Annotated in this window: 9 protein-coding genes and 1 other RNA gene; 6 read left to right on the forward strand and 4 right to left on the reverse strand. The window is 65.3% G+C overall.

Annotated features, from left to right (window positions below; all coding sequences use genetic code 11):
- Positions 1-227: 227 nt before the first annotated feature.
- Positions 228-1,373, reverse strand: coding sequence for a phospholipase A (locus QD228_RS03165; RefSeq protein WP_240499659.1), 1,146 nt, complete (start codon positions 1,371-1,373; stop codon positions 228-230).
- 276 nt (positions 1,374-1,649) lie between these two features.
- On the opposite strand from QD228_RS03165, the gene mscK reads away from it, so the two are divergent.
- Positions 1,650-5,186: a mechanosensitive channel MscK gene (mscK, locus tag QD228_RS03170; protein WP_279874375.1), complete on the forward strand. Its 3,537-nt coding sequence runs from the start codon at positions 1,650-1,652 to the stop codon at positions 5,184-5,186.
- On the opposite strand, the gene QD228_RS03175 is transcribed toward mscK, so the two are convergent.
- The 3 genes from QD228_RS03175 to QD228_RS03185 are packed head-to-tail and all read right to left on the reverse strand — an operon-like array spanning position 5,183 to position 8,888.
- Entirely contained in the window at positions 5,183-6,457 is a 1,275-nt protein-coding gene (locus QD228_RS03175; RefSeq protein ID WP_279874377.1) for an ABC transporter substrate-binding protein, read from the reverse strand. The genes mscK and QD228_RS03175 overlap by 4 nt on opposite strands.
- A complete protein-coding gene (locus tag QD228_RS03180) occupies positions 6,451-8,118 on the reverse strand; it encodes a sensor histidine kinase (protein ID WP_279874379.1) in 1,668 nt (555 codons plus the stop codon). Before QD228_RS03180 ends, QD228_RS03175 begins: the two co-directional genes overlap by 7 nt.
- Positions 8,115-8,888: a response regulator transcription factor gene (locus QD228_RS03185; RefSeq protein ID WP_279874381.1), complete on the reverse strand. Its 774-nt coding sequence runs from the start codon at positions 8,886-8,888 to the stop codon at positions 8,115-8,117. Before QD228_RS03185 ends, QD228_RS03180 begins: the two co-directional genes overlap by 4 nt.
- A gap of 196 nt (positions 8,889-9,084) precedes the next feature.
- Here QD228_RS03185 and QD228_RS03190 point away from each other — a divergent pair, with 196 nt between their 5' ends.
- The 5 genes from QD228_RS03190 (at position 9,085) to recR (ending at position 14,198) form a co-directional block, all read left to right on the forward strand.
- Entirely contained in the window at positions 9,085-10,146 is a 1,062-nt protein-coding gene (locus tag QD228_RS03190) for an AbrB family transcriptional regulator (protein ID WP_279874383.1), read from the forward strand.
- Between the two features lie 129 nt (positions 10,147-10,275).
- Positions 10,276-10,372: signal recognition particle sRNA small type (ffs, locus tag QD228_RS03195), an RNA gene on the forward strand.
- A 494-nt stretch (positions 10,373-10,866) separates the two neighbouring features.
- Positions 10,867-13,083 (forward strand): DNA polymerase III subunit gamma/tau, encoded by a 2,217-nt coding sequence (dnaX, locus tag QD228_RS03200; RefSeq protein WP_279874385.1) that lies wholly within the window; start codon positions 10,867-10,869, stop codon positions 13,081-13,083.
- Positions 13,084-13,239: 156 nt separating this feature from the next.
- Entirely contained in the window at positions 13,240-13,572 is a 333-nt protein-coding gene (locus QD228_RS03205) for a YbaB/EbfC family nucleoid-associated protein (RefSeq protein WP_077375440.1), read from the forward strand.
- The gene (recR, locus tag QD228_RS03210) at positions 13,572-14,198 is read left to right on the forward strand and encodes a recombination mediator RecR (RefSeq protein ID WP_077375437.1); all 627 of its coding nucleotides are present in this window, start codon (positions 13,572-13,574) and stop codon (positions 14,196-14,198) included. Before QD228_RS03205 ends, recR begins: the two co-directional genes overlap by 1 nt.
- Positions 14,199-14,233 lie beyond the last annotated feature (35 nt).

Consider the following 14,233-nt stretch of genomic DNA (forward strand, 5'->3'; position numbering starts at 1 on the left):
TCTTGTCTGGTCATGAACAAATCCTTGGGGCCACCGGGAACAAACACAAGGGCTGGCAATGCCTGGATGATGATATCGGGGGAGCCGAGGCGCATTCGTTGATCTGGATCAGGGAGGATGAATCCTGTCTGCACGGCCTGAAACGACGCAACGGGCAGCCTGGGCTGCCCGTTGCGTGGCGAGGGGATCATGGCTCGGCGGCCCGTGAGAGGCGCGCTGGCCGAAGTTCAGGTCTCTGGCAGGCCGGCGAAGAAGGTGTTGATCGAGAACCCCAGCCCCAGGCGGTTCACGCTGTGGTCGTAGTCGATGAGGCTCTCGCCATAGCCGTGGTAGTACTGCACGTAACCGCGCACCTTGCCGAACAGCGGGAAGGAGTAATCCAGCTGGTTGCCGAAATTGCCCTTGGAGGGGTTGCCGCGCACCATCCAGGTGAACTCGTGCTGATCCGCGGTATAGCCCACGGTGATGTCGCCGTAGCCGATATAGTTGTAGAGGTCCGGATTGTCGTCCTCATCGGACTCCTCCGGCACGCGCCAATGCGGCGTGATCGCCACGGCCCAGTCGCCATTCTGGAACATCATGTCGGCATAGACCCGGTTCCAGCTGCGCGACAGCGGGTCGGAACGCCCGTTGGACTGATGGGCGAAACCGATGCGATTGCGCGTGTTGGTCCAGCCCAGCAGTTCATAGCGATTGTCGAACTGAAGGAAGGCTTCCGGCTCGTAGTTGGTCTCGCGGAACGGCGCCGAGGCATCGGAATTGTAGGCCTGCCACCAGCTGCGCTGGGTATAGGCGAAGTACAGGTCGCCATTGTCATCGAAGATGTCATTCACCAGCCCGACCTTGAGACTGAGCTGGTACTTCACCTCGGTGTTGTCCACCTCGCCTTCGCGGGTCACCTGGGCGAAGCTGCTCTCATTCGGGGTCGAGTTGTAGGCCCAGGGCAGCAGATAGTTGCGCTTGTAGGCGGTGATGGCCAGGGGATTGCTCTCGGCATCGTCCTCGAGCACCACCCGCTCCTCGGCACGTTTCTGAGCCAGGCTGTCCTGCCCCTGACTCTCCTGACCTTCCACGGTGGCAGGGGCGTCATCACTCGCCGCCAGCTCTGCGCCGCCACGTGCGGGCTGCGTATAGATCGGCGTGCGACGTGGATCGCTCTTGCGTGCCCCTGCACGCGCCTGGGCCGGAGTCATCCCAAGTTCTCGGGGCGTGAAGCGCTGGCCATTGGCCAGTACCACGCGGCCCTGGCTGTCCATGGTGTAGGGCACGTCTGCGCTGGCCAGTGGGGCGCAGGTCAGCAGCGCTGACGCCAGCATTCCGGACAGGCATGCCGCGACTGGCCGAGAGCCGGTGGAGGTAGGGCAGAGAAGCATGGAAATATCCTGTCTGTAACACCGCAAGAGACGAGCAGCGCATTATGGGGCAACGATCATGACAAGTCTGCCATTCTACTGGCTGGCAGGCGTGGGGTGCCAGCTGGCAACCGACGACACCTCTGTCGCCTGCCGCTCACATCCCCATGGTGCGCTTGGCGGGGAGGTGTCGGAGCGATTGCGCCTGACTGAGGCTCAGTTGACAATGCAGGCATCGTGGACCCCGAGAGGTCTGCCTCTGGTAACGATGCGGGTGAGGAGATGGATGTGTCAGGCATGAATTCCTTGAGAGCGACGACGCGATGGATCGTGATGATGCTTGCCGTGCTGCTGTGCGCCTTGCCCGGCATGGCACAGGCCGTCGTGGAGCGCAGCGATGTGCAGGGCCAGCTGGAGGACCTGCAGAGCGTCGAGAAGCCTGACGCGGAGACACGCCAGCGGATCGCGGATCTCAAGGAAACCCTGACGGTACTCGATGATCTCGGTGAGGCCAACAGCAACCTCAAGGACATCAAGGCCGAGGTGAAGACGGCGCCGGGTGATCTGGCCGAGGCCCAGGCAGCGCTGGCGAGCCTGCCTCGCGACAGCACCAGTCAGCTCGACGAAGCGAGTCTCGCCGAGGAATCGGTGGAGGCATTGGATGCGCGCATGACGCGTATCCTGGACGAGCTCCAGAGCCTGCAGGACAAGCTCGCGAGTACCAATCGGCGCCTCATCAATGCCCAGAGTCTGCCGGAGCGCTCTCGTTCGACCCTGGCGGATGCCCAGCAGCAGGTGCAGCGCCTGCAGACCCAGCTCTCCGGCAGCGACAGCCAGGCACTGACCGGCACGGGCCGAGACCTGCTGGAGGCGCGTCTGGCCCTGGCCGAGGCACGTGGCGAGCTCAGCCACACCGAGCTCAACTCCAGTTCGCAGCTGCGAGAGCTGGCGCAGGTACGCAAGACGCTCTACAGCCGGCGTATCGAGACTCTCGAGCAGGACCTCAAGGTGGTGCAGAGCCTGGTCAACGCCAAGCGGCGAGACCAGTCCGAGCAGACCATCGCGGAGGCCACCAGCGGCGAGAATGCCGAGCTGGCCAGCAACCCCATCTTCCAGCAGGTCCTGAGTCGCAACCGTGAACTCAGCAGCCAGCTGCTGGCGATCACGGATCGCGTCAACGCCGTGATCCGCGATGGTCTCGAGGTGCGCACCCAGCTGGATCGCGTCACCCAGGTCGAGCGCACCATGAGCGAGCAGATCGAGGCCATCAAGGGCAGCGTGCTGCTGGCTCGTATCCTGCGTGAGCAACAGAGCCATCTGCCCAAGGTCGACGTGCGTCAGGACCTGAAGGAAGAGATCGCCGATCTGCGCCTCAAGCAGTTCGAACTCAACAAGGTGCGCGAACAGCTCGCGGACATTCCGCACTATCTGCAAAGCGAAGTGCTGAGCGAAAGCGCCGCGCTGGAGCGCCCCGGCGGCAACGCCGATGCCCAGACGGTCAGCTCCGAGCTGCGTCAGGCGCTGACTCGCCAGCTGGAGGCCCGCAAGGAGCTGGTCGACAAGCTCGACAAGGAATATGACAGCCTGCTGGCGCGCGCCATTGATCTGCAGCTCAACCAGCAGCAGTTGCTCGAAGTCTCCGGACGCCTGCGCCAGACCATCGAGGAGCAGCTCTTCTGGGTCGCCAACGGCAAGCCACTGGATCTGGACTGGCTGTCGCGTACTCCACAAATGCTGGCGGACGAGCTCAAGCCCACCGTATGGCGCGGCGTGGTGGCGGGGCTGTCCAAGGGCTTTCAGCTCAATGATCTGTGGGTGGCGCTGCCGGGGCTGCTGTTGCTGATATTCATCACCTGGAAGCGCTCGCACATCCGATCGCGCCTGGCGGACCTGCATGCCCAGATAGGCCGCCTCAAGCAGGACACCCAGCTGCACACTCCGCGGGCGATCCTGCTCAACGTGATGCTGGCGATCCCCGGTGCACTCGCGCTGGCACTGATCGGCAGCGTGCTGTCGCTGGGGGAGGGCGTCATGCTGTGGGCGCTGGGCCAGGCGCTGCTCAAGCTGGCGCTGGCATGGGGGATCTTCGCCATCTTCCGGCGCCTGCTGGTCAAGGATGGCGTGGCCGAGCGTCACTTCCAGTGGCCCGCCAACTACGTGGCCGAGCTGCGCCGCCATCTGTGGTGGCTGGGCTGCGCGCTGCTGCCGGTCATCCTGACCACCAACATCATCAGCGAGGCGGATCTCAATCTGCTGGAGCGCCCGTTGGGTCTGCTGATCCTGTTCTCGGGGCTATGCGCGATGAGCTTCTGTCTCTCGCGGTTGATCCTGGCGCATGTGCCGTTCTTCGGTCTCAAGCTGTTCCGCCTGATTCTGGGGCTGGCCATGGCCATGGTGCCGGTGGCGCTGGGCGTGCTGATCTGCCTGGGGTATGAGTACACGGCACTGCGCCTCAGTGGACGCTTCATCACCACGCTGTTCCTGTTCGGTGCCTGGATTCTGGTCGAGGCCACCGTGGTGCGCGGGCTGGCAGTCGCGGCGCGCCGTCTGGCGTATCGACGTGCCGTGGCGCGTCGGCGAGCCCAGGTGCAGGAAGGCGCGGAGGGCGGCGTCGAGGTGGTCGAGGAGCCGCCGCTGGACATGGAGCAGGTCAACTCCCAGTCGTTGCGTCTGTCGAAGCTGATTCTGGTCATCAGCTTCATGTTCATCTTCTATCTGGTCTGGGCGGATCTGCTCAATGTGCTCAGCTACCTGGACAGCGTCGTGGTCTGGGAGATCGCCGCCTCGGCCGAGGGAGATTCCGCGACCCCCATCTCGCTGGCGGACCTGATCGCGGCGCTGGTCACTCTCGGGGTCGCGGTGATGATGGCGCGCAACCTGCCGGGCCTGCTGGAGGTCTCGATCCTGTCGCGGCTCGAACTCAAGCAGGGGTCGAGCTATGCGATCACCTCGCTGCTGTCCTACGTGATCATGGCGACGGGCTTCGTGATGACACTGGGCAGCATGGGCGTCAGCTGGGACAAGCTGCAGTGGCTGGTGGCGGCGTTGAGTGTCGGCCTGGGCTTCGGTCTGCAGGAGATCTTCGCCAACTTCATCTCGGGTCTGATCATCCTGTTCGAGCGCCCGGTACGCATCGGCGACACCATCACCATCGGCAATCTGCACGGGACGGTCAGTCGTATCCGTATCCGTGCCACCACGGTGACGGATTTCGACCGCAAGGAGATCATCATTCCCAACAAGGTGTTCGTGACCGACCAGCTGATCAACTGGTCACTCTCGGACAACGTGACGCGGGTGGTGCTCAACTTCGGCGTCGCCCATGGCAGTGATCTGGATCTGGCGCACCGCCTGCTGATGCAGGCCGCCCAGGAGAACAGGCGGGTGCTCAAGGACCCGGAGCCTCTGGTGTTCTGTCTGAGCTACAACAAGGACAACTTCGGCTTCGAGCTGCGCATCTACGTCAACGACCTTACCGACCGTCTGTATGCGACAGACGAGATCAATCGCTGGGTCGATGCACGCTTCCGCGAGAACGGTCTCAAGGTGGCCTTCCAGCAGATGGATGTCTGGCTGCATCGTCAGGATGGCACCGAGCGTCTCATCGAGCAGCGAGCGGCCACGGGCGAGCCGCTCAGAGCGGCCAGCGGCTCGCCGGAAAGCGTTGGAGCCGAGACGGGAGACGCACCGTCAAGCAGCGAACATCGTGAGGGCGGCGCCTTGATCGCTCGTCGCAAGCCGACCACCGGCGTGGGCGGCCGTGAAGATGCCGGGTTGCGCGAATCCGCGCCCGACGCGACGGACGGCGACGGGGGAGATGGCGGCGGCCGCTAGTCGTCGAGCGTTGCCGGTGAGGCCGGTGAGGCCGGTGTTGCTTGAGTCTCAGGCGCAGGCCTGGTTTCAGACTCAGGCTCAGAGCCAGACCTGGGCCCGGGCGCCGGGGCCCGAAACTCCAGCGCCCAGCGGCTCAGGAAGCTGGCCTGCTTGAGCCTGTCGAGGGTGGCGAGCAGGCCGGGGCCTATCTCGATGGGGCGCAGCGCGTTGCCGAGACGTTCACGCAGATCACGCGCGCTGCCGTCACCGCTCACCTCGGGATGCAATGCGCCCAGATCGCTGTCACTGGCCACCGCCTGTTGGCCCTCAAGGCTCAACCACCAGTCCAGAAATGCCTCGCCGGCATCACCATGCGGTGCCTGGCGCGGCACGAACGCCAGTCGGCGCTGAATCAGCACGTAGTCTTCCGGCACGATCACCAGCAGCTCAGGGTGCGCGCGGGCAAAGGAGATGGCATAGGGTCCGACCAGGTTGTAGGCGATATCCACCTCGCCGTTGGCCAGTGCCTCGAGCATGGCGCCGGTGGTGGTCACCAGCCGTGCATCGGCCTGACCCATGGCGCGCACCAGTGTCCAGTAGCGAGGCGACTGACGGGCATCGGAGACGGCATAGGTGAAGCCGGAGCCGCTGCGACGCGGGTCGTAGGTGATCACGCGACCGCGCAGCAGCTCCCGGCGTGTCTCCAGCAGATGCCAGAGATCCCGATGACTGCGCAGGGCATCGCGAGGGTCGCGCAGTCCTTCGCTGTCGGCCAGACGCTTCAGCGCATCGCGGCGCGCCACCATCACGATGGGCTCGAAGCTCATGGCGAACAGCTCATTGCGCCAGCGTGAGCTCTCGGGCCAGCCTGTCAGGTTCGCGGCTTGCAGCGGGCGTGCATGGCCGCCATTGGCCAGACGGTACTGCAGGCCCATGGCCGAGGAGATCATCAGGTCGGCCCGAGGTGTCAGGGGGGCGGCCAGATAGCGGGCTTCCAGCGCCAGCGCGGAGCGATTGACGTAATGCAGCAGCATCTCGGGGTGTTCGCGGCTGTAACGTTGCAGCAGCGGACGAATCTCGGGCAGATCCAGCGCCGCATGGATCACCAGATCCGCCTCTTCCCCGGACTGGACGGCCTGCGCGGCCACGGGCTCTCCTGCCTTGAGCCAGAGTGCCTGATGCTCATCGAGTTGCGGGTCGAAGCTCGCGGTGTCCTGTGCCGAGCACAACGACGCGATGGCTAGCCCGACGACGGTAAGCACGGCGGCCCAGCAGCGGTGCGTTCTCAACATGCATCCCCCTTGGGGCCGGTCGATGCCTCGCGTGAGGCTGGGGCAGTGGCGGTCACGGGAGGCGGGCAGGGCAGCAGGTGAAAGCTCACGCGCAGTCCCGGCCGAGCGCCATCAGCGGGGACAGGGTCGGAGGCCTCCAATGACAGCCGGGCATCGTGGTGGCGGGCAATGCCATCGACGATGGCAAGCCCGAGCCCTGCGCCACTCTGTTCGGGTGTCTGGCCGCTAGAAGTGTCGGACATCGGCTGGGCGGCCGGGTGCTGGTCTGCCCGGGCATGGCGATGAAAGGGGCGCAGCACCAGCAGACGCCGCTCCGGCGTGATGCCCGGGCCATCATCCTCGACGCTCAGGCGCAGACGGCCTGGCGTGGCCGATTCACGTACCGCGTCTTCTCCGCTGGCGGGTATCGCGTGCTCGCGGCTCAGCGTCACGGTCACTACCCGCGCGCCATGCTTGCAGGCGTTGTCGATCAGGTTGGCCAGCGCCTCCTGCAGTTGCCAGTCCACACCCGGCGTCCAGGCGGCATGGTCGATGTCCGGCGCGATCTCGAGGCCGAGATCCACACCGGCGCGATCACAGCGCAGGAAATGACGGCTGACCGTGTCGCGCACCAGGCTCGAGAGCTCCAGCGGCACCCGAGGAGGTTGCACTTCCGGATTGTTGAGGCGTGTCAGTGACAGCAGCTGATTGGCCAGGTGGGCGGTGTGACTGGCGGTGGCCTGCATCTGTGCCAGTGCCGCGTGCCAGGCGCTCGGGTCCTGCTGGCGCAGGGCCAGTTCGGCATGCGCGGAGAGACCGGCCAGGGGCGTGCGCAACTGATGGGAGGCATCGCCGATGAAGCGCTCCTGATTGGCACGGACCCGGCGCATGCGGGACAGCAGCTCATTGAGGGCATGCTTGAGTTCCTCAAGCTCGCGCGGCAGCGTCAGCTGCAAGGCCGCCAGGCTGCGCGGGTCGCGTTCGCGGATGGCTCGCCGCAGCCGCGTGAGGGGCGCAAGCGCCATGCGCACGCCCACCAGCACTACCATCAGGGCCAGAATGGCCATGCCTGCCAGGCGCACCAGCGAGCCACGGTACAGCTCCTGGGTCAGCGCATCGCGCCCTTCGCGGGTATGGGCGACACGAATGCTGAAGCGTTGGCCATGACGCGGGTCATCACCCCAACCACCGAGGCGGGTATCGAGCGTGCCCAGGCGCAGTGCCTGCCCCTGCCAGGCGATGTCGCGAAAGGCCAGTTCGCCACTGCGTCCCGCCATCTCGTCCCGCATGCCATGCGCGCCGGCCTCACTTCGTGCATCGGGCAGCCGCGTGTTGCCCGTGACCTGCTCGCCATCGGCGTCCACCAGGCTGTAGAAGACCCGCTCCTGGGCATCGGTGGCCAGCATTTCCAGAGCTGCCGGCGGCAGGTCGAGCCATAGCTGACCATCCTGCCATTTGACCTGCTCGGCGATGGTCACCAGCGAGGCTTCCAGCAGACGATCATAGGCGCGGTCCGCGGCTTCACGCGCGGACAGGAAGGCCTGCACCAGCAACAGGGTACCCAGGGCCAGCAGCGGGATCAGCAGCCAGCTCAGCAGACGACGATAGAGACTGACGGGCTGTTGGGCATCGCGTGGTGGCTGTGGGGATGCCGTGGCCTGGTGAGAGTCGAGCGCGCTCAAGGAGTCCGGCTCTCCGTCGGGGCCTGTTCCAGCAGATAGCCGAGGCCGCGAATGGTGCGCAGACTGACGTCGCTGCCGTCCAGGCGCTTGCGCAGGCGGTGGACATAGACCTCGATGGCATTGTCGCCGACCGCTTCCTGCTCGCCGAAGGCCTCGCGGGTCAGGCGGGCCTTGTCCACCGGCTCACCGGCGTGCTGGATCAGGCAGCCAAGCAGACGCTGCTCGCGCGGGGGCAGTGACAGCGGTGCCTCGGCCAGCAGGAAGCGACCATTCAGCGGCTCGAAGGCCAGACTGCCCACCACCAGTCGCTGTTCGAGCGTTCGGCCCTGATGCGTGGCCTGGCTGGCCTGATGATTGGCATGACGACGCAGCAGAGCACGCACGCGGGCTTCCAGTTCATCGAGCACGAAGGGTTTGGCGAGGTAGTCGTCGGCACCGAGATCCAGTCCGCGTACGCGATCCTCGATGGCGCCGCGGGCGGTGAGAATCAGGACCGGGGTATGGCGATCGTGCTTACGCAGGGCGGCCAGTATCTCGAGCCCCGAGGCGCCGGGCAGGTTGAGATCCAGCACGACCAGCGCGAAGCCGTGCGGCTGTCCTGGCGAGAGTCGCGCCAGCGCCGCGCTGCCATCGGCCAGGTGCGTGACGTCGAGTCCCTCGCTGATGAAGACACTGTGCAGGGTACTGGAGAGCAGCGCGTCGTCCTCCACCAGCAGCAGTGACGGCGTCTGTCGGGAAGGGGTGGAAGGTGTCGATTGCGTGGGGGTCATCCGGGCTCCGGGAGATGCACGGTATTCCCGTTCAGGTGGCTGCCGAAGGCACCACGATTCACGGTAGGATCATCAGGGCAACAAGCCATGTGGCTAGCGTACCATCACAGGCTCCCCTCGTGCCGCTGACAAGGATGTCGGAATGTCACTCATCTCGTTCGCGCGCGCTGTCAGACAGCGCTTCAGGACTCCATCCGTGGATAACGATCAGTGGAAATCGCTGGCGGTCTCGCTGGCGCTGGGCGTGGCGGGAGGCAGCCTCTTCCAGCTGACCGGCATGCCGCTGGCGTGGATGCTGGGGCCGCTGGTCGCCAATCTGCTCGGTGCCATGGCCGGGCTGACACTCGCCGTGCCGGAGCGATTGCGCAGCCTGTTTCTCGGGGTGCTGGGTCTGACGTTGGGAGCGCGAGTGTCGCCGGAGCTGGTCTCGCACCTTGCCAGCTGGTGGCTGTCGGGGACATTGCTGTTGCTCGGCGTGCTGGCCTCGACACTGGCCTGTGCCGCCTGGTATCGACGCTGCGGCTTCGATGCCACCAGTGCCTGGTTTGCCTCGGTGCCCGGGGTGCTGACGGCGATGGTGATCATCGGGGAGCGCAGTGGCGGCGATGCCCAGCGTATCGCGGTGGCCCAGTCGCTGCGCGTGCTGCTGGTGATACTCATCCTGCCGCCGCTCTACTGGCTGCTGGAGGGTGGCGGTGGAGCGGACGGGGCAGGCGACCCGCCGGTGAGCGGGCTGTGGCTGGTACTGACGCTGCCGTTGCTGTTGCCTCTGGGCAGGCGCCTGCGCTTGCCGAATGCCGCGTTGCTGGGGCCATTGCTGGTGGCGATGGCGTTGTCATTGGCCGAGGTGGTGCGCTTTGCGCCCCCGATTTGGGGGACGGACGTGATGCAGCTGGTGCTGGGCTGCGCCATCGGGGCACGTTTCAAGGGGCTGTCGCCCGCCAGACTGGCGGGGCTGATGGGGCAATCGGGTGTCGCGACACTGATCGCGCTTGCGGTACTGGGTGGCTTCGCCGAAGTGATCCATCAGGCAATGGGCGTGCCGCGCGATGTGGCCTTTCTGGCACTGGCACCGGGCGGGATCGGCGAGATGGCATTGCTGGCGGTGGCGCTGGATCTCGATCCCGTCTTCGTCGCCTTTCATCACCTTCTGCGCATGATCGTACTGATGCTGGCGCTACCGCTGATGGTGCGCCATTTCCGGAGGCGTGCGCCGGTACCTGACGGCGAGGCGTGCGATGAGAGGAAGGGGGATTGAGGCGCTGCGACATCCCCTCTTGTGAGGGCGGCAACACGCTGTTATAGTGTGCGCCTTGATCACGCCAAGTGCTTGAAGTTCAAGCGATTGGCTCGGTAGTTCACCGATTGATCATGTCTGTGGTGGCCCTGTTGGTCCTCCCGCAATGCTAGGCTGCAAACCCCGCCAGGCCCGGAAGGGAGCAACGGTAGTGGCTGACGCGTGTGCCGGGATGTGGCTGATGGGGCCGCCTCCATTTCAGGGCAGCAAAGATCCGCATGCCTGAAATGCCACGTCTACGTGTTCCCCCGCAAGTTCCCTGATCGACTCCTTCGTACGTTGCCATGCCCTGTCGGGCGTCTTGTCGTGTCCGTCTTGTGCCTTTGGCTTCCCTGTTCGGCGCTTATGTTCGACATCTGCGTCCAGCACCCGCGTTCGGCGCTTATGTTCAACACTCGCGTTCGGCATCTATGACCAACACCCGTGTGCGATCCTCATGCTTGATCATCATGTTCGACTGTCATGTTCCGCCGTCGGGCCCGTCATGCGGGCCTGGAGACAGCAATCCCGTTGCACAAGTGGTTACGTGCTTTGAAGCCACTCGGCAAGTCGCTAGAATGAGCGCATTCTCAGCGAGGCCGCGTCATCGGTCTCCGTCTGTCGACTGTCGGTGGTGACGCTTATCCGGGTCGTGCAGGCTTTCCGCTCATGTTTCAGATCACCCAAGGAATGCCTCGCTCAATGAGCTATCAGGTATTGGCGCGCAAGTGGCGCCCGCGCAATTTTCACGAACTGATCGGTCAGGAGCATGTCAGCCGTGCGCTGGTCAATGCCCTCGATCAGGGGCGCCTGCACCATGCCTATCTGTTCACCGGGACTCGCGGTGTCGGCAAGACGACGCTGGCGCGCATTCTCGCCAAGTGTCTGAACTGCGAGGAGGGTGTCAGCTCCAGACCCTGCGGCGTGTGTGGCACCTGTCGCGAGATCGACGAGGGGCGCTTCGTCGACCTGATCGAAGTCGACGCCGCCTCGCGGACCAAGGTCGAGGACACGCGTGAGCTTTTGGACAACGTCCAGTACGCCCCGACCCAGGGACGCTACAAGGTGTACCTCATCGATGAGGTGCACATGCTGTCGACCCACAGTTTCAATGCGCTGCTCAAGACGCTGGAAGAGCCGCCGCCCCACGTGAAATTCCTGCTCGCGACCACCGACCCGCAGAAGCTGCCGGTCACCATCCTGTCGCGCTGTCTGCAGTTCACGCTCAAGAACATGCCGCCGGTCCGCGTGGTCGAGCACCTCACCGACATTCTCGGGCGTGAGGAAGTCAGCTTCGAGGAAGACGCGCTGTGGTTGCTCGGCAAGGCCGCCGATGGCTCGATGCGTGACGCCATGAGTCTGACCGACCAGGCGATCGCCTTCGGCCATGGTCAAGTGCGGCGCGAAGATGTCGCCGCCATGCTGGGCACCCTGGATCACCGTCATGTGCTGGCGCTGCTGGAATGTCTGGCGGAATTGAACGCCGCGAGTCTGCTGGCGGAGGTCGCGACGCTGGCCGAGCAGGGCCCGGATTACGGTGGGGTGCTGGATGACATGGCCTCCGTCTTCCATCGCCTGGCGATCGCTCAGATGGTGCCGAGCGCGCTGGACAACGGCCATGGTGACCGTGATGCACTGCTGGCGCTGGCCAGCCGCTTCACTGGCGAAGACGTACAGCTCTATTACCAGATCGCCCTGCAGGGGCGCGCCGACATGGCCAATGCGCCGGATGCCCGCACCGCGCTGGAGATGACGTTGCTGCGTATGCTGGCCTTCCGCCCGCAGGGCGTGCCGCGTCCGGCGCAGACGCCGCTGCCGATGACCGGCCAGCCGGAGGGCGCCGCTCAAGCCCCGGCACCACAGGTGTCCGCGCCGCAGGCTCCGGCTCAACAGGCTCCTGTTCAAGAAGCACCGGTACAGCAGGCCCCGGCTGCCTCTGTGGCTCCCGCCGCGGTGCAGTCTGCCGCACCGGTGACTGAAGTACAGCCGCCGATGGCCGATGAGCCGCCCCCCTGGGCGACGGAGGACGTTCCCCATGACGCCCGGGATGCCGGCTTTCGCGACCTGACACAAGATGAGCCCCAGACATCGGCCGCGACAGGGTCAGCGCCGGCTGCCGAGTCAGCTCCGGCGATGTCTGCCACGGGGGCGCAAGCGCCGCAGCCGTCGGAGCCGGTGGCTGCGCCCGCACAGGCAGCCGCTGCGCCCAGCTCGGCGATGTCACGCCTGAGCGCCGCCTTTGGTTCGGCGCAACCGGAGCCGGAACCGGAGCCGAAACCGGAGCCGGAGCCCGCTGAAGCATCAGCACCGGAGCCTGCTGAAACAGCAGCGCCGACGTCTGCTGAATTGTCAGCGCCAGCACAACCAGAGCCTGCTGCGCCGGTCGTGTCTGAGCCCGCTATGTCTGAGCCGGTCATGCCCAAGCCTGTCGAGGCAGCGGAACCGATGCCGGCAGCGGCTCCCGCGCCGGTTGAGGCATCAGCGCCTGCGCCATCCGATGCGCCGAGTGGTGATGGCCGCTTGAATCACGCGGCGTGGCTGGAGCTGTTCCCGGCGCTGGGGCTTGGCGGCATCACACGCAACATCGGTGCGCACTGTCTGGTCGAGCACGATGATGGCACGCACCTCAAGCTGAGGCTGGACCCTGCCCAGTCCGCGATGATGGCGGATGTTCACCGGGAGCGCATTCACAAGGCGCTGGCAGGGCAGGGCGTGGTGCGGGAACTCGAGATCAATGTCGGCCCGCTGCCGGAGGGTCTCGAGACACCTCACAGCCGACGCATTCGACTGCTGGGCGAGCGTCAGCTGCGGGCGGTTGAAGCCTTGCGTGCTGACCCGCATATCCAGTCATTGGAGCAGCAATTGGGCGCGCGCTTGATCGAGGAAAGCGTCAACTCCTTCGAGCCGGACAATTTCTGATCGAGCGTCATCGGTCACCGCGACCGGTGACGCTCCCGGATTCCGGGGGGACGTGCTTGCGGGCATGTGCCCCCACGCCAGCCATGCCAGATGGCGCGGCTGGCAGACAGCATTTATCGTTAGTTCATGTACAACACGTCATTGATGAGGTGAGCCATGTTTGGTGGAAAAGGCGGTATGGGCAACATCATGAAGCAGGCGCAGGAAATGCAGGAGCGCATGCAGAAGGTCCAGGAAGAAGCGGCCAAGGCCGAAGTCCAGGGCGAAGCCGGTGCCGGCATGGTCAAGATCACCATGAACGGGCGCCATGACGTCTCGCGCGTCGAGGTCGACCCGAGCCTGATGGAAGAGGACAAGGAACTGCTGGAAGACCTGCTGGCCGCTGCCGTCAACGACGCGGTGCGCAAGGTCGAGGTCAATTCCAAGAAGCAGATGGAAGAGGCGACTGCGGGTCTCAACCTTCCGGCCGGCTTCAAGATGCCGTTCTGATGGGATTCTCGCCGCTGGTCGATCAGCTGCTGGATGCCCTGCGCGTGCTGCCGGGCGTCGGTCCGCGTACCGCACAGCGCATGGCGCTGCATCTGCTGGAGCGTGATCGCATGGGGGCCGACCGGCTGGTCGGTGTACTCGGCGAGGCGCTGGAGCGTGTCGGCTATTGCGCGCGCTGCCGGACGCTGACGGAAGAAGAGATCTGTCAGCTGTGCCTGAGTCCTCGGCGTGATGAGCGAGTGCTGTGCGTGGTGGAGTCCCCCGCGGACCAGCTTGCCATCGAAGGGGCGGGTGGCTACGTGGGACGTTACTTCGTGCTGCATGGCCACCTGTCACCGCTGGACGGCATCGGGCCTGAGGACATCGGCCTGGATGCGCTGGAAACCCGCGTGCGCGAGAGTCAGATCGAAGAGCTGGTGCTGGCCACCAACCCGACGGTCGAGGGCGAAGCCACCGCGCACTACATCGCCGAGCAGCTTCGCGATGTGGCGCATGGCGGGCAGCCCCTCAAGCTGACACGACTGGCCTATGGCGTGCCGATGGGTGGCGAGCTGGAATATGTCGATGGTGGTACGCTGAGTCGTGCCTTCAGCGGCCGATTGCCCTTTACCCTCGGCGAGATCTGAACGTGTCGGGTTCGCCCGATCGTGTTTCGCCAGCG

This window comes from Cobetia sp. 3AK (genome assembly GCF_029846335.1).
Taxonomy (GTDB): Bacteria; Pseudomonadota; Gammaproteobacteria; order Pseudomonadales; family Halomonadaceae; genus Cobetia; species Cobetia marina.

Coding starts and splice junctions, on each gene's coding strand:
- QD228_RS03165 (WP_240499659.1), bottom strand. CDS start 1,373: ATGCTTCTCTGCCCTACCTCCACCGGCTCTCGGCCAGTCGCGGCATGC.
- mscK (WP_279874375.1), top strand. CDS start 1,650: ATGAATTCCTTGAGAGCGACGACGCGATGGATCGTGATGATGCTTGCC.
- QD228_RS03175 (WP_279874377.1), bottom strand. CDS start 6,457: ATGTTGAGAACGCACCGCTGCTGGGCCGCCGTGCTTACCGTCGTCGGG.
- QD228_RS03185 (WP_279874381.1), bottom strand. CDS start 8,888: ATGACCCCCACGCAATCGACACCTTCCACCCCTTCCCGACAGACGCCG.
- dnaX (WP_279874385.1), top strand. CDS start 10,867: ATGAGCTATCAGGTATTGGCGCGCAAGTGGCGCCCGCGCAATTTTCAC.
- QD228_RS03205 (WP_077375440.1), top strand. CDS start 13,240: ATGTTTGGTGGAAAAGGCGGTATGGGCAACATCATGAAGCAGGCGCAG.
- recR (WP_077375437.1), top strand. CDS start 13,572: ATGGGATTCTCGCCGCTGGTCGATCAGCTGCTGGATGCCCTGCGCGTG.